Here is a 23,199-nt window from a genome sequence, read left to right as displayed (position 1 = left end):
GCAGCGGCGTCCGGGCGGAGCAGGCTGATGGCCGGGTCGACGGCGGCGGTGGGCATCATCGCCGGCGCAGTGCTCCTGACCGGTGGGCTGGCCGCCGTCGGCTCGGCGTCCGTCGCGGGCCAGCGCCTCGCGTCCGCGGCGGACGCCGCGGCGCTCGCCGCCGCGGATGCGGCGTCCGGTGCCGTGGCCGGCGTCCCGTGCGACCTCGCGGGCGAGCTCGCGGGCGCTTTCGGAGCACGCGTGGAGGCGTGCGACCTCGACGGACTCGTGGCCACCGTGACCGTCGCCGTGAGCGTCGGACCGGTGGCCGCGCGCGCCTCGGCACGGGCGGGACCTCCGCCGTGATCCGGTGCTCACAGCCCGCACACCGAGAAGTGGCGTGTATGGTGTGCGTCGAAGAAAGGACGCCCCCGTTGGCAGAAGGCAAGAAGCTCGTCATCGTCGAGTCACCGACGAAGATGAAGTCGATCCAGGGGTACCTCGGCGATGGCTACGAGGTGCTCAGCTCGGTCGGGCACATCCGCGATCTGGCGGACAAGAAGAGCATCCCGGCCGACAAGAAGGAGGCGTACGGGAAGTACTCGATCGACATCGACAACGGCTTCGATCCCTACTACGTCGAGAGCGAGCGCGGCAAGAAGACCGTCGCCGAGCTCAAGCGCGCGCTGAAGGGGGCGGACGAGCTCCTGCTCGCCACCGATGAAGACCGCGAGGGCGAAGCCATCGCGTGGCACCTGCTGCAGACGCTCAAGCCGAAGGTCCCGGTCAAGCGCATGGTGTTCCACGAGATCACCAAGGACGCGATCCAGGCCGCCGTCGGCAACACGCGTGAGCTCGACCTCGCGCTCGTCGACGCGCAGGAGACCCGTCGCATCCTCGACCGCCTGTACGGCTGGGACGTCAGCCCGGTGCTCTGGTACAAGGTGCAGCAGGGCACGTCCGCTGGCCGCGTGCAGTCCGCCGCGACGCGCATGGTCGTCGACCGCGAGCGCGAGCGCATGGCGTTCGTGTCGGCGTCCTACTGGGACATCGAGGCGCTCGCCGCGCCGAACCGCCCGCAGGGCCTCGACGAGTCGTTCTCGACGCGCCTGGCACGCGTCGACGGCGCGGTGCTCGCCCGCGGCACCGACTTCGACGACCGCGGTGAGCTCAAGAAGGCCGTGCTGGTCCTGGACGAGGCGCAGGTGCGCGAGCTCGCGGCCGCCATCGAAGCCGCGGCCGAGGCATCCGTCACCGCTCTCGAGTCCAAGCCCGGCACGCGCAGCCCCAAGCCCCCGTTCACGACCTCGACCCTCCAGCAGGAGGCCGGTCGCAAGCTCTCGATGAGCGCCAAGCACGCGATGGGCGTTGCCCAGCGCCTGTACGAGAAGGGGTTCATCACTTATATGCGCACCGACTCGACCGCGCTGTCGACGCAGGCCGTGCAGGCCGCGCGCGAGCAGGCGGTCACGCTCTACGGCGCGCAGTCGGTGCCCCTCAACCCCCGCACCTACCGCAACAACAGCAAGAACGCGCAGGAGGCCCACGAGGCGATCCGCCCGTCGGGCGAGACGTTCCGCACGCCGTCGGCGGTCTCGGGCGAACTCGACCGCGACGAGCTGCGCCTGTACGACCTCATCTGGAAGCGCACGATGGCCAGCCAGATGTCCGACGCGAAGTACGAGACGACCACTGTGACCCTCGAGGTCACGGCGGGCGGCCGTCGCGCCGAGTTCACCGCCTCGGGCACCGTGTACACCTTCAAGGGCTTCCTCGAGGCGTACGAAGAAGGACGCGACGAGAAGCGCAGCGACGCCGACAAGTCCGACGACCAGTCGCTGCCGGCGATGGCCGTGGGCGACGTGCTGCGACTGCGCGACGTCGAGCCCAAGGGCCACGCGACGAGTCCCAAGCCCCGCTACACCGAGGCCTCGCTCGTCAAGGCGCTCGAAGAGAAGGGCATCGGCCGCCCGTCGACGTTCGCGAGCATCATCGACGTGATCATCAACCGCGGCTACGTCACGAAGCGCGGCCAGGCGCTGATCCCGAGCTGGCTCGCGTTCAGCGTGGTCCGCCTGCTGGAGCAGCATTTCGCCGACCTCGTCGACTACGACTTCACGGCGGCCCTCGAGGACGACCTCGATGCGATCGCCCGCGGCGAGCAGAAGCGCCAGGACTGGCTGCAGGAGTTCTACTTCGGCTCGACCGATCACGTCGGTCTGCGCAACATCGTCGACAACCTCGGCGAGATCGACGCCCGCGCGCTGAACTCGACGCCGATCGGCGACGTCGCCACCCTGCGGTTCGGCAAGTACGGCCCGTACCTCGAGGTCGCCGACAAGGCGAACCCCGAGGCCGAGCCGCGCCGCGTGAACATCCCCGAGGAACTCGCGCCCGACGAGCTCACGCCCGCCAAGGCTCAGGAGCTCATCGACGCGCCCGTCGCGGGCGACCGCGTGCTGGGCGAGAACCCCGCCAACGGCAAGCTCGTGCTCGTCAAGGACGGCCGCTTCGGTCCGTACGTGCAGGAGGCGGACCCGCCGGCCGCCGAGGAGGTCGACGAGGCCACCGGCGAGGTCGTGGCCGTCGAGCCGGAGCCGGCGCCCAAGAAGCGCGGTGCGAAGAAGGAGGCCGCTCCGAAGCCCCGCACGGCGTCGCTGTTCAAGTCGATGTCGGTCGACACGATCGACCTCGACACGGCGCTGAAGCTCCTCGACCTGCCGCGCACCGTCGGCATCGACCCCGAGACCGAAGCCCCGATCACGGCCCAGAACGGCCGCTACGGGCCGTACCTCAAGAAGGGCACGGACTCGCGCACGCTGCAGAGCGAGCAGCAGATCTTCGACATCACGCTCGAAGAAGCTCTCGCCGTGTACGCGCAGCCGAAGTACGGCGCCCGCGGAGCGAGCTCGGCCCTCAAGGAGTTCGAGGCCGACCCGACCAGCGGCAAGCCGATCAAGCTCAAGGACGGCCGCTTCGGCCCGTACGTCACCGACGGCGAGACCAACGCGACGATCCCGCGCGGCGAGGACGCGATGGAGGTCACGTTCGAGCGCGCCGTGCAGCTGCTCGCCGACAAGCGTGCGAAGGGGCCCGCCAAGCGTCCCGCCGCCCGCCGCACGACGACGCGCAAGCCCGCAGCCAAGAAGTGACCCCCGCCGTGGTCCCCGGGCCCGTCGCGGGGCTCTTCATCACCCTCGAGGGCGGCGACGGCGTCGGCAAGACGACGCAGTCGGCGCTTCTGGAGGAATGGCTGACGGATGCCGGGCGCACCGTCCTGCGCACGCGCGAGCCCGGCGGTACCGAAGTGGGCGTGCTCATCCGCGACATCGTGCTGCACCACCGCGGCGAGGTGTCGCCGCGGGCGGAGGCGCTGCTGTACGCCGCCGATCGCGCACACCACATCGAGACGCTCGTGCGCCCGGCGCTCGCCCGCGGCGAGGTCGTCATCCAGGATCGCTACCTCGACTCGTCCGTCGCCTACCAGGGCGCCGGACGTGTGCTCGGTCGTGACGAGGTGCGCGACCTGTCGCTCTGGGCCGCCGAGGGGCTGCTGCCGGACCTCACCGTGCTGCTCGATCTCGATCCGGCCGCCGCCCGCGCGCGCCTCGACGCCGACGACAAGCCGTTCGACCGCCTGGAGGCCGAGAAGGAGCACTTCCACGCCCGGGTGCGCGAGGAGTTCCTCGCCCTCGCCGCCGCCGAGCCCGGCCGGTTCCTCGTGCTGGACGCGTCGCTCCGCGCGGACGAGCTCGCCGCGGTGGTGCGAGCGCGCGTCGAGGCCCTCCTCGGCTGACCGTCTGCGCCGAGTCGGCTGATCGTGCCCGGCGTTGTCGGTCGCACGCTTTAGGCTGAGCGGGATGGATGCCGCGACCTCACCTGTGCCCGCCACCTCGGCCGATGCGCCGTGGGGCGACGTGTGGGGGCAGGATGACGCGGTCGCCGCGCTGCGGGAGGCGGCCACCGATCCCGCCGCGATGACCCATGCGTGGCTCATCACCGGCCCGCCCGGATCGGGGCGTTCGACGCTCGCGCACGCCTTCGCCGCGGCGCTCATCGCCGAGCCCGGCGACGAGCGGACGATGCATCAGGTCCTCGCGGGCACCCATCCCGACCTCACCGCGCTGCGGACCGAGGGCGTCATCATCTCCATCAAGGACGCACGCGCCCTCGTCGAGCGGTCGTACTTCGCGCCGTCCCTCGGGCGTTACCGCGTCATCGTGATGGAGGACGCCGACCGCATGGCCGAGCGCACCTCCAACGTCCTCCTCAAGGCCCTCGAAGAGCCGCCCGAGCGCACCGTGTGGGTGCTGTGCGCGCCGAGCGACGCCGACCTGCTTCCCACCATCCGCTCCCGCGTACGCACCCTCCGGCTCCGGGAGCCCGACGTCGCCGCGGTCGCGGAGCTCATCGTGCGGCGCAGCGACGTCGACCCCGTGATCGCCGAGCAGTCCGCCCGGCACGCGCAGCGGCACATCGGCATGGCGCAGCGGCTGGCGACGGATGCCGCGGCCCGAGCGCGCCGCGATGCCACGCTTCGCGGCGTGCTGGGTGTGCGGGGCGTGGGCGACGCCGTCGAGGTGGCCGGCGCGATCGTCGCGGCCGCGACCGACGACGCCAAGGCGCTGACGGCCGAACGCGACGAGGCCGAGCGTGCCACCCTGCTGCGCACCGTCGGCATCGCCGAGGGCGCGGCGATCCCGCCCGCGGTGCGCTCGCAGCTGTCGGCGCTGGAGGACGAGCAGAAGCGTCGCGCGACCCGGAGCCTCCGCGACGGCATCGACCGCGTGCTGACCGATCTGGAGTCGATGTTCCGCGACGTGCTGATGCTGCAATTCGGCCGCGGCGGCGACGCGGGCGATGCGCTCATCAACCGCGAACTCGAACCCGAGCTGCGCGCGCTCGCGACGGCGTGGACGCCGGACCGCACGCTCACCGTCGTCGACAGGATCGGCGTCACCCGTGAGAACCTCGAACTCAACGCCGCCCCCGCGCTCGCCCTGGAGAGCATGCTCGTGACCGTCGCGAGCGGAAGGACCCCGTGAACCCCACCCGTCCCGGCAGCACCCGCCGTCCCCGTCTGATCGCCCGCGCCGGCGCGGTGCTGGCGGGGCTGGTCGTGGCATCCCTCGCGCTCAGCGGATGCCTCTACTCGATGATCCCCGAGAACACGCCGCGCCCCACCGCGAGCAAGTCTCCGGACTCCGAGGGTGTCGACGCCGACCTGCTGCCGTACTACGAGCAGACCATCGACTGGTCCACGTGCAACGGCACGTTCGACTGTGCGACGATCACCGCGCCGCTGGACTGGTCGGACCCGTCCAAGGGCGACATCGATCTCGCGCTCATCCGCCACCGTGCCGAGGGCGGCGGCGAGCCGATCGGCTCGCTGCTCACCAATCCGGGCGGCCCGGGCGCCAGCGGCATCGGGCTGGTCCGCGACTCGGTGGACTATGCCGTGGGCGCACCCGTGCGCGACAAGTTCGACGTCATCGGCTTCGACCCCCGCGGTGTCGGCGAATCCACCGCCGTGACCTGCTACGACGCCGCCGACATGGACGCCTACCTCTTCGACATCCCCGCGAACAAGCGGGGGACGGATGCCTGGACCGACGAGCTCCTCGCCAACCACAAGGCGTTCGGCGAAGCGTGCGACGCGAACAGCGACGGCATCCTGCCCTACATCACGACCGACAACTCGGCACGCGACATGGACCTCATGCGTGCGGTGCTGGGCGACAAGGAGCTGTACTACCTCGGCTACTCGTACGGCACCTTCCTCGGTGCGACATACGCCAAGCTGTTCCCCGACAAGGTGGGCCGGCTCGTGCTCGACGGCGCGATCGACCCGTCCATTCCCGGCCTCGACGTCGGCGTCTCGCAGGCGGTCGGCTTCGAGTCCGCCCTGCGCGCCTACATGGCCGACTGCCTCACCGACAAGGACTGCCCGTTCCGCGGCACCGTCGACGAGGCGATGGCCGACCTCGGCACGCTGCTCGCCAGCGTCGATCGCAGCCCGATCCCCAACTCGGACGGGCGCGAGCTCGGCGCCGACTCCCTCATGACGGCGATCGTCGCCGCTCTGTACTCGCAGGACAGCTGGGGCTACCTCACGCAGGCACTCAGCGACGTGCTCGGCGGTGACGCGAGCGTGGCGTTCCAGCTCGTCGACTTCTACTACAACCGCCAGGACGGCGCGTACCTCGACAACCAGACCGAGGCCTTCCGCGCCTACAACTGCATGGACTACCCGGTCGACGCCACCGACGAGCAGCAGGCACAGGCCGATGCGCTGCTGGCCGCCGAGGCGCCGACGATCGCGCCGTACTGGGACGGTCCCGACCCGTGCACCGTCTGGCCGTACCCCGCGACGGGCGTGCGTGAGCGCATCACGGCCGACGGCGCTGCGCCGATCGTCGTGGTCGGCACCACGAACGACCCCGCGACCCCGTACCAGTGGGCGGTGTCGCTGGCCGACCAGCTGTCGTCCGGCGTGCTCGTGACCCGCGTCGGCGAGGGCCACACCGGCTACAACAAGGGCAACTCCTGCGTCGACGACGCCGTGAACACCTACCTCATCGACGGCACCGCGCCCGAGGACGGTCTGCGCTGCGAGTGATCCTGAAGATGTGAAGGGGGTGGATGCCGCGACGGCATCCACCCCCTTCACATCGGGCCGCGTGCGTGTCAGCGCCGCAGCACGCGACGGGCGAGCGCGTTGCCGAGGAACTGCACGACCTGCACGATCACGATGATGACGAGCACGGCGGCCCACGTGACCCACGGGTTGAACTGCTTGAACCCGTAGACGATCGCGAACTCGCCGAGGCCCCCGGCCGCGACGGCGCCGGCGATCGCCGTCATGTCGACCAGTGCGACCACGATGAACGTGTAGCCGAGGATGAGCGGGCCGAGCGCTTCGCGAGGCAGGAGCCGCAGCAGGATGCGAGACCGGCTCGCGCCGGTGGCCCGCGCCGCTTCGATCACGCCGGGACGGACGGTGAGCAGGTTCTGCTCGACGATCCGGCTGATCGCGAACAGCGACGCGATCGTGATGGCGAAGATCGCGAACTCCGGCCCGATCCCGGGGATGCCGACCGCACGTGCGAGGGGCTGCACCGCCGCGAGCAGGATCACGAACGGGATCGGGCGGAAGAAATTCACGACGACGTTCAAGGTGCCGAACAGGAACCGATTCGGGAACAGGCTCCCCGGGCGCGTGGCGTACAGCGCGAGCCCGACGAACAGCCCGGCGATGCCGCCGAACACGAGGCTGAGCGACACGACGTAGAGCGTCTCGGCGGTGGCCTCCCACAGGGCGGGGAGCAGGTCGATGAGCCTATCCACGGGCGTCCTCCTCGATGAGCGGGGCGAACGCCGAGACCGCGTCGATCGCCTGCTGGACGGCTCCCGCTTCTCCGGTCAGCGCCAGGGTGAGGTGCCCGAACACGCGACCACGGATGTCGTTGATGCCGCCGTGGACGAGTTCGAACCGCACGCCGTGCGCCGCGAGCGCCGCGAACACATCGGCCTGCGTCGCCGCACCGGTGCCTGCGGGTCCGTCATGACCGATCTGTCCGCCGTCGCCGATCTGGAGCGTGACGATGCGGCCGGGATGCCGGTCGCGCAGGGTGCGCAGCTGCGCACCGGTCGGGACGTCCTCGATGATGCTCGCGACGAACCTCTGCGTCGCCGCGTGCTGCGGCGACGAGAGCACGTCGAAGACATCGCCGCTCTCGATGATGCGGCCGTCCTCCATCACGACGACGCGGTCGGCGAGCGTCCGGATCACGTCCATCTCGTGCGTGATGACGAGGATCGTGATGCCGAGCTCGTCGTTGACGCGCTTGAGCAGAGCGAGCACCTCCTGCGTCGTGTCGGGGTCGAGCGCGCTGGTCGCCTCGTCCGCGAGCAGGATCCGCGGACTCGTCGCGAGGGCACGGGCGATGCCCACGCGCTGCTTCTGCCCGCCCGAGAGCTGCTCCGGGTAGCTGCCGGCTTTGTCGGCGAGACCGACGAAGCGCAGCAGCTCGTCGACACGCGCCGCGATCTCGGCGCGGGGGCGCCGGGCGACCTCCAGCGGGTAGGCGACGTTCTTCGCGACGGTCCGTGAGTCGAACAGGTTGAACTGCTGGAAGATCATGCCGATGTCGCCGCGCAGCGCGCGCAGCTCGCGCTCGCGCAGGTGCGTGATGTCGCGACCGTCGATCTCGACGGTCCCGGTGGTCGGCGTCTCGAGGGCGTTCACCAGGCGCAGCACGGTGCTCTTGCCCGCACCGGAGTACCCGATGATGCCGCACACGTCACCGGCGGCGACGGTCAGTGAGACGTCGTCGACGGCGACGACGGGGGAGCCGTCCTTCGACGGCGGAGGGAAGGTCTTGGTCACGCCGGTGAGGCGGATGCGGGTCATTCGTGCTCCTCGGGGGAACGCGTGTGCGGCCCGCTCGCGCAGGACGCGATCGGGCCGCACACGACGGTGGTGCTGAGTGTTACGAGTTGGCGCGGATGTCGTCCTCGACGTCGGTGAGCGACGCGACGAGGTCGTCGACGGGCGTCTTGACGAGGACGGCGGTGCCTCCGGACGCCTCCACCACGCCGTCGAGCACGGCCTGAGTCTCCTGGTAGATCTCGACGAGCTTCAGGTACGTCGGGTTGTCGGCGTCCTCGGCCTTGGCCGCGAAGATGTTGATGTACGGGATCGCCGCCGGGTCGGACGGGTCGTCCTGGGCGATCGCGTCGTCGGCGCTGAGGCCGGCGTCCTCGAGGAAGTCGTTGTTCACGATGGCCGCCGCGACATCGGGCAGCGATGTCGCGGTGAACGAGGCATCCAGCGCCTCCACCTTCACCTTGGAATCGGGCAGCACGTCGGCGACGGTCGAGAACGGCGAGCCGCCGTCTTCGAGCTCGATGAGGCCGGCCGACTGGAGCACGAGGAGGCCGCGCGCCTGGTTGGACTCGTCGTTCGGCACGGCGACGGTGGCGCCGGCGGGGATGTCGTCGACCGAGTCGTACTGCGACGAGTACAGGCCCAGCGGGTAGATCGCGGTGGCGCCGATGGGCTGCAGGTCATCGTCGCTGTTGACGTTGTAGGTCGCGAGGTAGATCACGTGCTGGAACTGGTTGAGGTCCAGTTCGCCCGCAGAGAGGGCGGGGTTCGGCTGCGTGTACTCGGTGAAGTTGACCAGCTCGACGTCGATGCCCTCGTCGGCGGCGGCATCGGCGAACGTCTCCCAGTACGGGTCGCCGGAGTTGACGACGCCGATGCGGACGGTCTTCTGCTCGTCGGTGCTGCCCGACGCGGAATCGGTGCCGGTCCCGGCGCAGCCGGCCAGGAGGAGGGCGACGGGCAGGGCGAGTGCTGCGGCGGTGATGAGCTTCTTGGGCGTGGACATGTGTGCGTGCTCCTGTGGATCGAGGCCCGTCGGGGCTTGTGACCGCGCGCACGATCCGCCGGACCGCGCACGCTTCGTCGCGGGCCGGTTTCGACCGTACGGGGGCCTGCGCGGATCCCCGAACCGATGCGTAACACGTCGACACCGTGGGGCGCGGAACGGCGTCAGGAGGGCCGAGGGGATGCCGACACCCGGCGTGGTTCGCGAGCACTCCGCAAACCCTGTAAGATCGATGCTTGTGCAACGCGCAAGCGAAGCGCGCCACCTTAGCTCAGTGGTAGAGCATCCCACTCGTAATGGGAAGGCCGTCAGTTCAATCCTGACAGGTGGCTCCGATGTGAAGACGGCCGCAGATCTGCGGCCGTTTTCCGTATCCCGGAGAGGGAGGCCCGGTGTCCGACACGATCGACGCGATCGCTGAGATCTTCACGTGGATCGGATTCGGGCTCGGGGCCCTGCTTGCCGTCGTCGCGCTCATCCTGCGCCTCGCGGACGGCACGTGGGTGCGCACGCAGGGTGTCGTGGACGAGGGTCCGCACGGGCGCCTCGTGCGCTGGTTCGACGATCACGCCGGCGGGGTGGGCACCGCGTACCTGACGCACGACCAGGAGCGGCGCATCGGGAACGCCGCGACCGCCGACGTCTACGTGCGCCCGGGGCGCCATGACCGCGTGCGCCTGACGCCGGGGTCGCCGGCCGTGCGGGCCGTGGGGCTGCTCGCCGCCGGGCTCCTCGCGCTCGGCGTGCTCGCGCTCGTGACGTCGCTCGTGCTGCTGTTCGTGCGCGGCTGAGCGGCCGGTGCGGGTGCACAGCGCCGGACGTTCTCCACGACACGCCGGATAGGGATGCGGTCGGCCGGCGTGTCGCGAAGAGTCTCCGACACGGCGCACGGGCTCATGCCAGGGCGAGCATGCCGCCGGCGAGGAGCGCCAGTCCGAGCCCTGTCCACTGGACCGCCGCGACGCGCTCGCGCAGGACCACGGCGGCCAGAAGGATGGTCCCCGCCGGGTAGAGCGCCGTCAGTGCCGAGACGATCGACAGGTCGCCCTCGCGCAGGGCCAGCAGCATGAGGGCGTTGGCTGCGGCGTCGGCGACGCCGCACACGGCCGCGAGCCACCAGGCGCGTGCCGCGGAGGGCGCGGCGGCGATCGATCCGGTCGTCGCGTGCTCGAGGTCGGCGTGCCCGCTGGGCATCGCGCCGAGCGGCGGCCCGGCCACTCCCAGCACGGAGCGTGCCGGCCGACCGCGGCGCAACGCCGCGAGCGCGATGGCGCCCACGACCGCCACCGTGATGACGCCGCTCGTGGCGCGGCTGGCGACGAGCGGCGCGAGGCCGCTGTCATCGGAGGTCTGGTCGACGATGATGAGGAACGCCCCGATCGCCAGGCCCGCCCCGAGTGCCATCACCAGTCCGCGGACCGTCGGCCGCACGATGCGCTCGCCGGGGATGAACCCGACGAGCACGACGGCCACGAGCGCGAGCGCGAGGCCGGCGTACCCGAGCGGCGCGAGCGCCTCGCCGTTGACGAGCAGCCCCCACAGCATGGGCGCGATGGCCGAGACGACGGCCGTGAGGGGCGACAGGATGCTCATGGGGCCGACCGCGAGGCTCGCGTACAGCAGGGCGATCGCGACGACGCTGACGACACCGCCGAGCACGCCCCACGCCAGATCGGCGCCCGTCCACTCGCCGCCCAGAAGGGGCTGCGCGACGACGAGTGCGACGAGACCGGAGAGCGCGGCGACGGCGGTCACGACGATGGAGCGCAGACGCCTCGCCGCCAGTCCGCCGAGGAAGTCGGCCGAGCCGTAGACGAGCGCGCCGATCAGTGCGAGGGCGGCGGAGAGCATCGTGGGGGAGCCTAGCGAAGGCCGCGACGGCCGAGGGCCGATCGCGCCCGAACCGGATTTGCATGATCGGCCAAGTTGCTAGATAAGCTAGCGATATGACGCAGCCTCATCACGCGAGACGAGTACCGACGCGATGGCTGCGGATCGGCATCCCGGTCCTTCTGGTGCTCGTGTGGCTGGCGGCCGGGTCTATCGGCGGACCCTACTTCGGCAAGGTGGACGAGGTGTCGTCGAACGACCGCTCGACGTTCCTGCCGCAGAGTGCGGATGCGACGCAGGTGAACGAGCGCCTCGCCGACTTCCTCGGAGACGAGAGCATCCCGGCGGTCATCGTCGTCACCGGCGACGGCGACCTCACCGACGACCAGATCGCCGACGTCCAGACGTTCGTCGACGACGTCGCCGAACTCGACGATGTCGCCGGAGACATCTCGCCGCCGATCCCCTCCGACGACGGCGAGGCCGTGCAGGTCTTCGTGCCGATCGATGCGTCCGGCGAGGTGGGCGACACCGTCGCCGAGATCCGGGCGATGGCCGCCGAAGACCTGCCCGACGGCCTGACCGCGTGGGTCACCGGTCCCGCCGGGTTCACGGCGGACCTCGTCGCGGGCTTCCTCGGAATCGACGGACTACTGCTCGGCGTGGCCTTGGGAGCAGTGTTCCTGATCCTGGTCATCGTCTACCGCTCGCCGCTGCTGCCCGTCCTCGTGCTCGCGACGTCGATGTTCGCGCTGTGCGCGGCCCTGCTGACGGTGTGGTGGCTCGCGTACGCCGGCATCGTCGTGCTCAACGGGCAGGTCCAGGGCATCCTGTTCATCCTCGTGATCGGCGCGGCGACGGACTACGCGCTCCTGTACGTCGCCCGATTCCGAGAGGCGATCGCCACCGGAGTGCGCAAGTGGGATGCCACCCTGACGGCGTGGCGCGGCGCGTTCGAGCCCATCCTCGCCTCGGGCGGCACCGTGATCGCGGGTCTGCTGTGCCTGCTGCTGTCGGACCTCGCCACCAACCGCGCGCTCGGCCCCATCGCCTCGATCGGCATCGCCTTCTCGGTGCTGTCGGCGCTCACCTTCCTGCCGGCGCTGCTGGCACTGTGCGGACGGGCGGCGTTCTGGCCGTTCATCCCGAAGCACGCCGTGGCGACGATCCCCGACGACCTCACCCAGCCGGTGAAGGGCCTGTGGCCCCGGCAGGCCCGCTTCGTCGCCCGCAACGCGCGCGTCGTGTGGATCGTGTGCACCGTGGTGCTCCTGGCCGGCGCCCTCGGCATCACACAGCTGAAGGCCGACGGCGTGCCGACGAGCGATCTCGTGCTCGGCTCCTCCGAGGCGCGCGACGGCCAGGAGGTGCTCGCCGAGCACTTCCCGGCCGGATCAGGATCGCCCGTGTACGTCGTGGTGCCCCAGGACGACCTGGCCGCGACCGTCGAGGTGCTCGACGCCTCCGACGGGATCGAATCGGTCTCCGTCGCGTCGGCGGACTCGCCCACCGGGCAGGCCGGCGTCGAAGTCCAGGACGGCGAACCGGTGTTCACCGCCGTGGGGCCGCCGGGGACCCCCGCGCCCGCGCCGACCGTGTCGGACGGCGACGTGCTCGTGATCGGGACGCTGACGGATGCCGCCGACTCGGTGGCCGCCGAAGACACCGTGCGTGCGCTCCGGGCCGACCTCGACGACGAACTCGGCGCCGGCACCGCGTTGGTCGGCGGCGAGACGGCGACCGACATCGACACGAACGACACGTCCACGCGCGACCGCACGCTCATCATCCCGGTCATCCTCCTGGTGATCCTGGTGATCCTCATGCTTCTGCTGCGGTCGATCCTCGCGCCTGTGCTGCTCATCGCGACGGTCATCCTGTCGTTCGCGACGGCGCTCGGCGTCAGCGCACTCGTGTTCAACGGCATCCTCCTGTTCCCGGGCGCCGATCCCGCGGTGCCGTTGTACGGGTTCGTGTTCCTGGTGGCCCTCGGGGTGGACTACAACATCTTCCTGATGTCGCGCGTGCGCGAGGAGTCCCTCGTCCACGGCACCAGACCCGGCATCCTGCGGGGGCTCGTCGCCACCGGCGGCGTCATCACGTCGGCAGGCCTCGTGCTCGCGGCGACGTTCGCAGCGCTCGGCGTCATCCCGATCCTGTTCCTCGCGCAGATCGCGTTCATCGTGGCCTTCGGCGTGCTGCTCGACACCTTCGTCGTGCGCTCGCTCCTGGTGCCCGCCCTGTCGTACGACATCGGACGCGCCATCTGGTGGCCGTCGAAGCTCTGGCGCCACGATGCATCCCCGGCCGATGACGCACCGGACGCAGGCGCCCTGACCGCGGACGACGGCCATCGCCTCACGCGCGAGGAGTACCGGCGTACGCTCGAACCATGAGCAAGGCACTGTTCATCGTCGACGTACAGAACGACTTCACCGAGGGCGGCGCGCTGGGTGTCGAGGGCGGTGACGCCGTCGCCCGCGGCATCTCGCAGTTCCTCGTGACGCACGCCGAGGACTACGCCGTGGTCATCGCGTCGCGCGACTGGCATGACGGCGACAACGACAACGGCGGGCACTTCGCCGCCGGCGAGCCGGACTTCGTCGACACGTGGCCGGTCCACTGCGTCGCCGGCACCGCGGGCGCCGACTACGACCCGGGCCTCGACCTGGCCGCAGTCACGCACCATGTCAAGAAGGGGCAGGGCAGACCCGCGTACTCCCTGTACGAAGGCACGACCGACGAGGGCGAGACGGTGTCGCAGCTGCTGGACGCCCACGGCGTGGTCGACGTCGACGTGGTGGGCATCGCGACCGACTACTGCGTGCGCGCCTCCGCGCTGGACGCGATCGAGCACGGACGCCACGTCCGCGTGCTCACGGATCTCGTGGCCGGCGTCGCGCCCGGGTCGAGCGAGGCCGCGCTGGCCGAGCTCGCCCACGCCGGCGCCGAGCTGGCGGCTGCGGCATCCCGCGACTGAGGCGAGCCGGGCCGGCCCGGCTCGCCCCGCGCCGGGTCAGGCGGCGGGGCCAGCGATGAGCGTCACCGCGGCCGACCGGGTCGCGCCGGACGCGTCGACCCACGTCAGCGTGATCGTGTCTCCGGGCTCGTAGCCCGCGAGCAGCGACGAGAGCGCGTCGCCGTCGGCGACCGCTGCGCCGTCGATCGCCGTGATGGAGTCGCCGGCGGTGAGTCCGGCGGCCGCCGCGGGGGTGCCGTCGATGGCCCCGGCGATCAGGGCGCCCGCGGTCGTGGACCCGCCGTACCGGTACCCGGCGGGCACACGCGCCACCTGGACGCCGAGGAAGGCGGGCGATCCGACCGCGACGCCGCTGGTCTCGTCTCCGGCGCGGGTCTGGTCGACGATCGCGAGCGCGTCCTCGATCGGGATGGCGTATGCGACGGTGGTCGCCGATCCGCTGGAGGCGGCGGTGGTCATGCCGACGACCTCTCCTTCGGCATCGAGCAGCGCGCCCCCCGAGTCGCCGGCCACCACGTCGGCCGCGAACTCGATCATGCCGTCGAGCGTCTCGCCCGCGGTCAGCCCGTCGGAAGACGTGGTGACGGAAGACTCGAGCTCGGTGATCGCGCCGTCGGCGGCCATGAGGACGCCGCCGCCCGAGGCGTTTCCGACCGCGGTCACGGCGTCGCCGACGGCCTCGGCATCGTCGTCGACGGCGACCGTCTGCAGCCCGCTCGCGCCCTGCAGCTGCAGCAGCGCGACGTCGTCGGCGGCATCCGTGCCCACGACGGTCGCCGTGTAGGTCTGACCGGTGGCGGCGATCGTCACCGCGATCTCGGTCGAACCCTCGATCACGTGGTTGTTCGTCAGCACGAGACCGTCGGCGGTCAGCACCATGCCCGTGCCCGCGGCCTGCGCGTCCTCGTAGCCGAGCGTGGTCTCGATGATCACCACACCGGTGGACTCCGCGGCATCCGCCGAGGTCGCGGGCGTCTGCGTCGACGCGCCGCCGTAGCGGGTCGCGCCACCGCCGTACGAGCTGTACGGCGAGCCGCTCGTGCCCGGAGCGGAGGGGAGGGATGCCGTCACCGCCGTCGGCGCGGCGCTCACGGCGTTCGCGCTGTTCGCGGCCGTGGCGAGTGGCGCGGCCAGAGCGAGCGAACCTGCCATCACGAGGCCGGCGCATGCCAGCGCCGTCCGTCGCCGGTACCACGGTGCGGCAGGCGCCGACGGCGGGAGGTCGGCGGTCGGCTCGGGTGTGCGGTGTGTGAACATGATGCCCTCGCTCTCTCAGGACTCCATCGGAACACCGGACGCCGTGAGCCGCCGATCCGACGCCTATGCGTCGGTTATGGATCGACGCGCCGCGGGACCGCTAGCCTCTGGATCGTGACCACCATCCGCCCCCTGCTCCCCACCGATCGCGACGCCTGGCTGCCGCTGTGGCACGGGTATCTCGAGTTCTACGAGACCCAGCTCTCCGACGAGCAGACGGCGCTCACGTGGAACCGTCTCGTCGATCCGCAGTTCCCGATCCACGGCGCCCTCGCCATCGGCGACGACGGCACTGCCGTGGGGCTCGTGCACTGGCTCACCCACGCGGCGACGTGGTCGGCCGAGCCGTACTGCTATCTGGAGGACCTGTTCGTCGACCCCGCGGTGCGCGGCGGCGGCGCCGGCCGTGCGCTCATCGCGCATGTCGCCGCATGGGCCGAGGCCCACGGTTCGCCGAAGGTCTACTGGCTCACCCAGGAGACGAACGAGACGGCGCGCACGCTGTACGACCGTGTGGCGACCCACACGGGCTACGTCCACTACCAGATCGGACTCGGCGCATGACCGCGAGCACGCCCGCAGCCGCGCCGGAGCGACGCACCGGCGACCTGATCGCGACGCTGCTGCTCATCGGCTTCTCTGTGGGCGTCGCCGTGGTGATGTTCTTCGTGTCGCTGCTGTGGGCGGTCGGCGCGCACGACAACACGCTCGCGATCGTGCTCGGCGGCTACCTGCCGCTCGCGTTCTGCATCATCGGCGGCGTCATCGGCATCGTCGCGCTCTCGCGCCGGCGCCTGGCGTTCTGGTACCCGCTGATCGCGCTCGTGCTGAGCATCGTGGCGTGGCTCGTCGCGCTCGCGATCGTGCGCTGACGTCCTTGTCGCGGGCGATCGCGCGCGGGACGGTGACCGGCATCCCTCATCGACGGTCGGCGGACCTGCCGCTGGTGACGCTCTTCGCGGACTTGTCGGACGTGCGGTCACGCGTGCCGACGGGTGCCCACCCGCGGCGGATGCCGCGGGCCGTGCTCGGCCGTCCGTCACGGGAGCGGTACACGATGTAGGGGCGGAAGAGGTAGTGCACGGGTGCTGTGAACGCGTGCACGAGCCGCGTGAACGGCCACAGCATGAACAGCACCATGCCGATGAGGGTGTGCAGCTGGAAGTCGAGCGACGCCTGGCTCATGGCGTCGATGTTCGGCTGGAACACGAACAGCGACCGGAACCACGGCGCGACCGTGTCGCGGTACGTGAGCTCCTGGTGGGGACCGATCACCCCCAGCACGGTCGTCGCGAGGCCGGCGACGATCGCGGCGACCAGCACGACGTACATCGTCTTGTCGTTCTTGGTGGTCGCCATGAACACCGGTCCCGTGGTGCGTCGGCGGTAGATCAGGATGCCGATGCCGACGAGCGTCGCGAACCCGGCGATCGAGCCGAGGCCGAGGGCGGCGAGGTGGTACATCTCGTCCGAGATGCCGAAGAAGTCCGTCCACGCCTTGGGGATCACGAGCCCCGCGACATGGCCGATGACGACGACGAGGATGCCGAAGTGGAACAGCGGGGACCCGATCCGCAGCAGGCGCGACTCGTACAGCTGCGACGAGCGGGTGGTCCAGCCGAACTGGTCGTACCGGTAGCGCCAGATGGTGCCGCCGACGAGCACCGCGACCATGAGGTAGGGCAGGATCCCCCACAGGAAGAGGTCCATCAGCGTCCTCCGGCCGGGTGGAGCGGCAGCAGCCGCGGGTCGTGCGCGTCGAGCCCGACGGACTCGCGCGGGGGTCCGGCCGCCGCCATCGCCATGGCCTGCTGGCGGTCGGCGGGGGAGCGGCCGGGGAGCGTGTCGCACACGGCGGCGACGACCCCCGCGTACGGGGATCCGCGTTCGGCGAGGGCGATGCGGATGAGCTCGAGGCTCGGACGATACTCCTGCATGAGGGCGGCGCCCTCGCGCGGCGCATGACGGGCGAACTCGAGCACGAGCGGCAGGTAGTCCGGCAGCTCGCCGGTGCGGTCGAGCTCCAGCCCGGCCTCGCGGTACCGGCGTTTGAGATCGGCCAGCACCGCACCCCGGCGACGCGTGTCGCCGTCGGTCCAGTAGCTGAGGTAGAGGGCGTGCCGTCGCGACATGTCGAACGTGTCGACATAGACCGCCTGCACCTCGGACGCTGGTGTCGCGTTCCACCACTCGAGCAGAGGGGCGAAGGATGCCGCCGCTCGGGGTGCCGACTCCCGCAAGGCCTGCTCGATCAGGGCGGCCGACCCCAGCACGGTGTCGTCGGGGTAGCTCAGGCACAGCGACGCGGCCTGGTGGACGACCGCCGAGCTCACGGCGCGCCTCCGCCGGAGGCATCCCGAGGGGAGGATTTCGGCGGGAAGAGTCCGGAGGGTGCGCCGTTGCCGTCCCAGTTCAGGAGGTTGACGCGGCCGCGCAGCGACTCGCCGCTGGCCGCTGTATCGGCGGTCTGACGGTCCTTCAGGGCCTGGAACGTCTCGACCGCGACCGGGACCGGCCGGCCGCTCGCCTCGCCGAACGGTCCCGACTCCGAGCCGTATGCGCCGCCGTCGAAGTCGAGCGAGCAGCCGAGCTCCTCGAGCTCGTGGGCCCGCTCGTAATGTGCGGTGGGGATGACGTAGCGGTCCTCGTACTTCGCGATCGCCAGGAGGCGATACATCTCGTAGATCGACTCGCCGGTCATGCCGACCGCCTCCGGGATCGACTCGTCGCGCTCGCGGTCGAGCGTGATGTCGCGCAGGTACGACCGCATGGCCGCGAGGCGCCACAGCACCGCGGTGATGATGTCGGTGTCGCCGGCGGTGAACAGCTCGGCGAGGTATTCGACGGGGATGCGAAGGGACTCGATCGCGCCGAACAGCGTGCCGGCGGACTCGGCGTCGTGGCCCTGGTCGCGCAGCAGGTCGACGATCGGCGACAGCGGCGGGATGTACCAGACCATCGGCATCGTGCGGTACTCGGGGTGGAGCGGCAGCGCCACCCGGTACTTCTTGGCCAGGGCGTACACGGGCGACCGTCGGGCGGCATCCATCCAATCCTCGGGGATGTCGCCCTGGGCACGGGCCGCGGCGATGACCTCGGGGTCGTTCGGATCGAGGATGAGGTCGAGCTGCGCCTCGTAGAGGTCCTGCTCGTCAGGCGTCGACGCGGCCGCGGTGACGCCGTCGGCATCGTAGAGGAACAGGCCGAGGTAGCGCAGACGCCCGACGCACGTCTCGGAGCACACCGTCGGGATGCCGACCTCAAGGCGCGGGTAGCACAGCGTGCACTTCTCGGCCTTGCCGGTCTTGTGGTTGAAGTAGATCTTCTTGTACGGGCAGCCGGTGATGCACTGGCGCCAGCCGCGGCAGCGGTCCTGGTCGACGAGCACGATGCCGTCCTCGGCGCGCTTGTAGATCGCGCCCGACGGGCACGACGCCATGCACGACGGGTTGAGGCAGTGCTCGCAGATCCGCGGCAGGTAGAACATGAAGGTCTTCTCGAACTGCAGCTTGATGGCGTCCTCGGACTCCCGGCGCACCTTCTGCACGATCGGGTCGAGATGCCCCATCTCCGAAGCCCCGCCCAGGTCGTCGTCCCAGTTCGCCGACCACGTGATCTTGGTGTCTTCGCCGGTGATGAGCGACTTCGGCCGTGCCACCGGGAAGTCGTCGCCGAGCGGCGCGTCGATCAGCGTCTCGTAGTCGTACGTCCACGGCTCGTAGTAGTCCTCGAGCTTCGGCTGCACGGGCGACGAGAAGATCGAGAACAGGCGCTTCGCGCGGCTGCCGGTACGCAGCGAGAGCCGGCCGCGGCGGTTCAGGGTCCATCCGCCGCGCCACTGCTCCTGGTCCTCGTACCGGCGCGGGTAGCCCTGACCTGGCCGCGTCTCGACGTTGTTGAACCACACGTACTCGGTGCCGGCCCGGTTGGTCCACGCCTGCTTGCAGGTGACCGAGCAGGTGTGGCATCCGATGCACTTGTCGAGGTTCATGACCATGCCCATCTGGGCCATCACGCGCATCAGAACACCACCTCCTGGCTGCGACGTCGCACCGTCGCGACCATGTCCCGCTGGTTGCCCGTCGGCCCCAGATAGTTGAACGCGTACGACAGCTGCGCGTATCCGCCGATGAGATGCGTCGGTTTCACGAGCAGTCGCGTGACGGAATTGTGGATGCCGCCACGCCGGCCGGTCGCCTCCGACTTGGGCACGTCGATCGTGCGCTCCTGCGCGTGGTGCACGTAGACGACCCCGGTCGGCATGCGGTGCGACACGATCGCGCGGGCAACCAGCACGCCGTTGGAGTTGACGCACTCGACCCAGTCGTTGTCGGCGGCGCCGATGGCCGCGGCATCCGCCGGGCTCATCCAGACCGTGGGGCCGCCGCGCGACAACGACAGCATGAACAGGTTGTCCTGATACTCCGAGTGGATCGACCACTTGGAGTGCGGCGTGAGGTATCGCACCACGACCTGCTGCGAGCCGTCGGGTCCGAGCTTGGGCTCGCCGAACAGACGGTGCATGTCCAGCGGCGGCCGGTAGATCGGCAGCGACTCGCCGAGGTCGCGCATCCACGCGTGGTCGAGGTAGAAGTGCATGCGCCCGGTGAGGGTGTGGAACGGCTTCAGCCGCTCGATGTTCACGGTGAACGGGGCGTAGCGTCTGCCGCCGGTCTCGGAGCCCGACCACTCCGGCGACGTGATCACCGGCACGGGTGCCGCCTGTGTTATCGCGAACGTGATGCGCTTCTCCTCCGAGCCTTCGGCGAGGTCGGCCAGCGGCTTGCCGACCCGCTTCTCGAGGGTGCGGAAGCCCTGTGCTGCGAGCTCGCCGTTCGTCGTGCCCGAGAACGACAGGATCGCCTCTGCCATCTTGACGTCGGTGTCGATCGCCGGACGCCCCTCGGCCGCGCCGCCGAGCATGACGCCGGTCTTCTGCGCGAGCACCTCGACCTCGTGCTTCAGGTCGTAGGTCACCGCCTTGGTGGTGAAGCCCAGGGTGTCGGCGAGCGGCCCGACCGCGGCCAGCTTGTCGGCGATCGCGGTGTAGTCGCGTTCGACCACGGTGTACTGCGGCATCGTCCTGCCCGGGATGCCGCGACCGTCCCCGCGCGACCAGTCGCGCACCTCGCCGCCGGGCTGGGCCGTCTCGCCCGGGGTGTCGTGCTGCATCGGCGTCGACACCAGGTCCCGGCGCGTGCCGAGATGGGTGGCGGCCTGTGCCGAGAACTCCACCGCGATGGCGTGGAACAGGTCGAAGTCGCTGCGGGCCTCCCACGGCGGGTCGATCGCCGGTGTGAAGGCGTGCACGAACGGGTGCATGTCGGTCGACGACAGGTCGTGCTTCTCGTACCAGGTCGCCGCGGGGAACACGACGTCCGACAGCAGGGTCGTCGACGTCATGCGGAAGTCGGCCGACACCAGCAGGTCGAGCTTGCCCTGGGGGATCCGGTCGCGCCACGTCACGTCGTTCGGGCGGACGCTCGCCTCGTCGGTTGCCATGACGTTGCTGTGGGTGCCGAGCAGGTACTTGAGGAAGTACTCGTTGCCCTTCGCGCTCGATCCCATGAGGTTCGAGCGCCACAGCGTCAGCAGGCGCGGCCAGTTCTCGGGGGCGTCGACGTCCGAGATCGCCGGCTGCAGCTCCCCGGACTCGAGCTGCGAGACGACGTAGGATGCCGCGTCCGCCGCCTCGCCGTTCGCCACCGCCTCATCCGCCTTGTCGGCGAGGTCGAGCGGGTTCACGCCGAACTGCGGGTAGAAGGGCATCCAGCCCAGCCGCGCGGACTGCGCGATCGTGTCGGCCGTGTGCATGCCCGTCAGGTTGCCCTCGGCCAGCGGTGAGGCGAGCGCGTCCGCCGAGTAGCCGTCGAAGCGCCACTGGTCGGTGTGCATGTACCAGTACGCCGTGCCGATCATCGTGCGCGGCGGCCGTGACCAGTCCAGCGCGTTCGCCAGCGACAGCCAGCCGGTGATAGGGCGGCACTTCTCCTGACCGACATAGTGCGCCCAACCGCCGCCGTTGCGTCCCATCGAGCCGGTGAGGATCAGCAGCGCGAGGATCGCCCGGTAGGTGGCATCTCCGTGGAACCACTGGCAGATGCCCGCGCCCATGATGATCATCGAGCGGCCCTGCGACTCGGCCGCGTTCGCGGCGAACTCGCGCGCGATGCGGATGGCAGCCTGCGCCGGCACGCCCGTGATCTCCTCCTGCCACGCCGGCGTGTAGGGCGCGTCGGCGTCGTCGTAGTCCGCCGGCCAATCACCCGGGAGACCGTCGCGGCCCACGCCGTACTGGGCGAGCATCAGATCGAGGACGGTCGTGACGAGGATGCCGTCCACCCGCGTGGCCGGCACGCCACGGCGCAGCACCGCGCCCTCGCCGTCGGACGAATCGAACCGGGGGAGGAGGACCTCGGCGTTCTCGATCGCAGTGCCCGCGGGCAGATCGCTCACCGACAGCGCCGGCTCCACGCCCTCGAGGTCGAGGTTCCAGCGGCCCTCGCCCGAAGGCGCGTACCGGAACCCCATCGAGCCGTTGGGGACGCGCGGGGTCGCGGTGGCGGCATCCAGCACCACCGTCTTCCACTCGTCCTCCGGGGTGTCGCCGCCGAGATCCTTCGACGTCAGGAACGTTCCGGGCACATGGGCCCCGTCGCGCTCGACGAGTCGCACGAGGTGGGGCAGGTCGGTGTACTGGCGCGAGAAGTCCGCGAAGAACGGCACCCGGCGGTCGACGTAGTTCTCCTTGAGCACGACGTGGCCCATCGCCATCGCGAGGGCGGCATCGGTTCCGGCCTGGCACGGCAGCCACTCGTCGGCGAACTTCGTGTTGTCGGCGTAGTCGGGGCTGACCGTCACGACCTTGGTGCCGCGATAGCGGACCTCGGCCATCCAGTGCGCGTCGGGCGTGCGGGTGACGGGGACGTTCGAGCCCCACATCATGAGGTACGTGGCATCCCACCAGTCGCCCGATTCCGGGACGTCGGTCTGGTCGCCGAACACCTGCGGGCTCGCGACAGGCAGGTCGGCGTACCAGTCGTAGAACGACGTCATCACGCCGCCGATGAGCTGCGTGAAGCGCGTGCCGATGCAATGCGACACCATCGACATCGCCGGGATCGGCGAGAACCCCGCGACCCGGTCGGGGCCGTACTCCTTGATCGTGTGCACGTAGCCGGCGGCGACGAGTTCGACGGCCTCCTGCCAGCTCGCGCGCACAAGGCCGCCCTTGCCGCGTGCCAGCTGGTAGCGGCTGCGCACACCCGGGTCGGTGGTCACCTCGTGGAACGCCTCGACGGGGTCCTTGCCGCGCGCCTTCGCGGAGCGGTAGGCGTCCAGCAGCACGCCCCTCACGTACGGGTAGCGCACCCGGGTGGGCGAGTAGGTGTACCAGGAGAACGCAGCCCCGCGGGGGCAACCGCGGGGCTCGTATTCGGGGCGATCAGGACCGACGCTCGGATAGTCGGTCTCTTGCGACTCCCACGTGATGATGCCGTCCTTGACGTACACCTTCCACGAGCACGACCCGGTGCAGTTGACGCCGTGCGTCGAGCGGACGACCTTGTCGTGGCTCCACCGATCGCGGTAGAAGACGTCGCCCTCGCGGCCCCCCGTGAGGAACGCCGCCCGATTGTCGTCGGTCTCGTCCCACCTCGTGAAGAATCGTCCCGCCGCGAGCAGCGCGTCGGAAGCCGGACCGTCCACACCGATCTGGGGCGTCATGTCTCGGACCCTAGCGAACCGCCGGGCGGGTGC

Annotated in this window: 19 protein-coding genes and 1 tRNA gene; 11 read left to right on the top strand and 9 right to left on the bottom strand. The window is 70.5% G+C overall.

Annotated elements, in window-relative coordinates; translation table 11 throughout:
* Positions 1-27: 27 nt before the first annotated feature.
* The 5 genes from ACFWJ8_RS10005 to ACFWJ8_RS09985 all read left to right on the top strand — a co-directional run bounded on the left by ACFWJ8_RS10005 (position 28) and on the right by ACFWJ8_RS09985 (position 6,598).
* Complete coding sequence (locus tag ACFWJ8_RS10005; protein WP_378811016.1) at positions 28-345, top strand: Rv3654c family TadE-like protein; 318 nt, start codon at positions 28-30, stop codon at positions 343-345.
* Between the two features lie 68 nt (positions 346-413).
* On the top strand, positions 414-3,131 hold the full coding sequence (topA, locus tag ACFWJ8_RS10000; RefSeq protein ID WP_378811015.1) for a type I DNA topoisomerase: 2,718 nt from the start codon (positions 414-416) through the stop codon (positions 3,129-3,131).
* A gap of 8 nt (positions 3,132-3,139) precedes the next feature.
* Positions 3,140-3,775 carry a dTMP kinase gene (tmk, locus tag ACFWJ8_RS09995; protein ID WP_378811014.1) on the top strand — a complete coding sequence of 212 codons (636 nt, stop codon included), beginning with the start codon at positions 3,140-3,142 and terminating at the stop codon, positions 3,773-3,775.
* Between the two features lie 64 nt (positions 3,776-3,839).
* Positions 3,840-5,024 (top strand): DNA polymerase III subunit delta', encoded by a 1,185-nt coding sequence (locus ACFWJ8_RS09990; RefSeq protein ID WP_378811013.1) that lies wholly within the window; start codon positions 3,840-3,842, stop codon positions 5,022-5,024.
* A complete protein-coding gene (locus tag ACFWJ8_RS09985) occupies positions 5,021-6,598 on the top strand; it encodes an alpha/beta hydrolase (RefSeq protein WP_378811011.1) in 1,578 nt (525 codons plus the stop codon). The genes ACFWJ8_RS09990 and ACFWJ8_RS09985 overlap by 4 nt, the downstream gene beginning before the upstream one ends.
* Positions 6,599-6,666: 68 nt before the next feature.
* On the opposite strand, the gene ACFWJ8_RS09980 is transcribed toward ACFWJ8_RS09985, so the two are convergent.
* From ACFWJ8_RS09980 to ACFWJ8_RS09970, 3 genes are all read right to left on the bottom strand, one after another.
* The gene (locus ACFWJ8_RS09980) at positions 6,667-7,326 is read right to left on the bottom strand and encodes a methionine ABC transporter permease (RefSeq protein WP_378811010.1); all 660 of its coding nucleotides are present in this window, start codon (positions 7,324-7,326) and stop codon (positions 6,667-6,669) included.
* Entirely contained in the window at positions 7,319-8,392 is a 1,074-nt protein-coding gene (locus ACFWJ8_RS09975) for a methionine ABC transporter ATP-binding protein (protein WP_378811009.1), read from the bottom strand. Before ACFWJ8_RS09975 ends, ACFWJ8_RS09980 begins: the two co-directional genes overlap by 8 nt.
* Positions 8,393-8,471: 79 nt before the next feature.
* A complete protein-coding gene (locus tag ACFWJ8_RS09970; protein WP_378811007.1) occupies positions 8,472-9,374 on the bottom strand; it encodes a MetQ/NlpA family ABC transporter substrate-binding protein in 903 nt (300 codons plus the stop codon).
* Between the two features lie 260 nt (positions 9,375-9,634).
* Here ACFWJ8_RS09970 and ACFWJ8_RS09965 point away from each other — a divergent pair.
* Positions 9,635-9,706 (top strand) — tRNA-Thr (locus tag ACFWJ8_RS09965).
* 60 nt (positions 9,707-9,766) lie between these two features.
* Positions 9,767-10,165: a hypothetical protein gene (locus ACFWJ8_RS09960; protein ID WP_378811006.1), complete on the top strand. Its 399-nt coding sequence runs from the start codon at positions 9,767-9,769 to the stop codon at positions 10,163-10,165.
* A 103-nt stretch (positions 10,166-10,268) separates the two neighbouring features.
* Here ACFWJ8_RS09960 and ACFWJ8_RS09955 read toward each other — a convergent pair whose 3' ends face one another.
* Positions 10,269-11,225, bottom strand: a complete 957-nt coding sequence (locus ACFWJ8_RS09955) for an EamA family transporter (protein WP_378811004.1) — start codon at positions 11,223-11,225, stop codon at positions 10,269-10,271.
* 95 nt (positions 11,226-11,320) lie between these two features.
* Between ACFWJ8_RS09955 and ACFWJ8_RS09950 the strand changes: the two genes are divergently transcribed.
* Positions 11,321-13,600, top strand: a complete 2,280-nt coding sequence (locus ACFWJ8_RS09950) for an MMPL family transporter (RefSeq protein WP_378811002.1) — start codon at positions 11,321-11,323, stop codon at positions 13,598-13,600.
* Positions 13,597-14,184 (top strand): isochorismatase family protein, encoded by a 588-nt coding sequence (locus tag ACFWJ8_RS09945; protein WP_378811001.1) that lies wholly within the window; start codon positions 13,597-13,599, stop codon positions 14,182-14,184. The genes ACFWJ8_RS09950 and ACFWJ8_RS09945 overlap by 4 nt, the downstream gene beginning before the upstream one ends.
* 36 nt (positions 14,185-14,220) lie before the next feature.
* Here ACFWJ8_RS09945 and ACFWJ8_RS09940 read toward each other — a convergent pair whose 3' ends face one another.
* On the bottom strand, positions 14,221-15,441 hold the full coding sequence (locus ACFWJ8_RS09940; protein WP_378810999.1) for a S1C family serine protease: 1,221 nt from the start codon (positions 15,439-15,441) through the stop codon (positions 14,221-14,223).
* 114 nt (positions 15,442-15,555) lie between these two features.
* Here ACFWJ8_RS09940 and ACFWJ8_RS09935 point away from each other — a divergent pair, with 114 nt between their 5' ends.
* Both ACFWJ8_RS09935 and ACFWJ8_RS09930 read left to right on the top strand, forming a co-directional pair.
* The gene (locus tag ACFWJ8_RS09935) at positions 15,556-16,005 is read left to right on the top strand and encodes a GNAT family N-acetyltransferase (RefSeq protein WP_378810997.1); all 450 of its coding nucleotides are present in this window, start codon (positions 15,556-15,558) and stop codon (positions 16,003-16,005) included.
* On the top strand, positions 16,002-16,313 hold the full coding sequence (locus tag ACFWJ8_RS09930; RefSeq protein WP_378810995.1) for a hypothetical protein: 312 nt from the start codon (positions 16,002-16,004) through the stop codon (positions 16,311-16,313). The genes ACFWJ8_RS09935 and ACFWJ8_RS09930 overlap by 4 nt, the downstream gene beginning before the upstream one ends.
* 46 nt (positions 16,314-16,359) lie before the next feature.
* Here ACFWJ8_RS09930 and narI read toward each other — a convergent pair whose 3' ends face one another.
* The 4 genes from narI to ACFWJ8_RS09910 are packed head-to-tail and all read right to left on the bottom strand — an operon-like array spanning position 16,360 to position 23,166.
* Positions 16,360-17,151, bottom strand: a complete 792-nt coding sequence (gene narI, locus ACFWJ8_RS09925; protein WP_378810993.1) for a respiratory nitrate reductase subunit gamma — start codon at positions 17,149-17,151, stop codon at positions 16,360-16,362.
* On the bottom strand, positions 17,151-17,774 hold the full coding sequence (narJ, locus tag ACFWJ8_RS09920; RefSeq protein WP_378810991.1) for a nitrate reductase molybdenum cofactor assembly chaperone: 624 nt from the start codon (positions 17,772-17,774) through the stop codon (positions 17,151-17,153). The genes narI and narJ overlap by 1 nt, the downstream gene beginning before the upstream one ends.
* Positions 17,771-19,462, bottom strand: coding sequence for a nitrate reductase subunit beta (gene narH / locus ACFWJ8_RS09915; protein ID WP_378810990.1), 1,692 nt, complete (start codon positions 19,460-19,462; stop codon positions 17,771-17,773). Before narH ends, narJ begins: the two co-directional genes overlap by 4 nt.
* Positions 19,462-23,166 (bottom strand): nitrate reductase subunit alpha, encoded by a 3,705-nt coding sequence (locus tag ACFWJ8_RS09910; RefSeq protein WP_378810989.1) that lies wholly within the window; start codon positions 23,164-23,166, stop codon positions 19,462-19,464. Before ACFWJ8_RS09910 ends, narH begins: the two co-directional genes overlap by 1 nt.
* Between the last annotated feature and the right edge of the window lie 33 nt (positions 23,167-23,199).

Source organism: Microbacterium sp. NPDC058389 (assembly GCF_042722305.1).
GTDB lineage: Bacteria > Actinomycetota > Actinomycetes > Actinomycetales > Microbacteriaceae > Microbacterium.
Note: the sequence above shows the minus strand (reverse complement) of the source record. Positions and strands in the feature narration are given on the sequence as shown.

Bases quoted from the DNA above. Each gene is read 5' to 3' on its own strand.
- ACFWJ8_RS10005 (WP_378811016.1), top strand. From the start codon at position 28: ATGGCCGGGTCGACGGCGGCGGTGGGCATCATCGCCGGCGCAGTGCTC.
- ACFWJ8_RS09990 (WP_378811013.1), top strand. From the start codon at position 3,840: ATGGATGCCGCGACCTCACCTGTGCCCGCCACCTCGGCCGATGCGCCG.
- ACFWJ8_RS09975 (WP_378811009.1), bottom strand. From the start codon at position 8,392: ATGACCCGCATCCGCCTCACCGGCGTGACCAAGACCTTCCCTCCGCCG.
- ACFWJ8_RS09970 (WP_378811007.1), bottom strand. From the start codon at position 9,374: ATGTCCACGCCCAAGAAGCTCATCACCGCCGCAGCACTCGCCCTGCCC.
- ACFWJ8_RS09955 (WP_378811004.1), bottom strand. From the start codon at position 11,225: ATGCTCTCCGCCGCCCTCGCACTGATCGGCGCGCTCGTCTACGGCTCG.
- ACFWJ8_RS09950 (WP_378811002.1), top strand. From the start codon at position 11,321: ATGACGCAGCCTCATCACGCGAGACGAGTACCGACGCGATGGCTGCGG.
- ACFWJ8_RS09945 (WP_378811001.1), top strand. From the start codon at position 13,597: ATGAGCAAGGCACTGTTCATCGTCGACGTACAGAACGACTTCACCGAG.
- ACFWJ8_RS09940 (WP_378810999.1), bottom strand. From the start codon at position 15,441: ATGTTCACACACCGCACACCCGAGCCGACCGCCGACCTCCCGCCGTCG.
- ACFWJ8_RS09930 (WP_378810995.1), top strand. From the start codon at position 16,002: ATGACCGCGAGCACGCCCGCAGCCGCGCCGGAGCGACGCACCGGCGAC.
- narI (WP_378810993.1), bottom strand. From the start codon at position 17,151: ATGGACCTCTTCCTGTGGGGGATCCTGCCCTACCTCATGGTCGCGGTG.
- narH (WP_378810990.1), bottom strand. From the start codon at position 19,462: ATGCGCGTGATGGCCCAGATGGGCATGGTCATGAACCTCGACAAGTGC.
- ACFWJ8_RS09910 (WP_378810989.1), bottom strand. From the start codon at position 23,166: ATGACGCCCCAGATCGGTGTGGACGGTCCGGCTTCCGACGCGCTGCTC.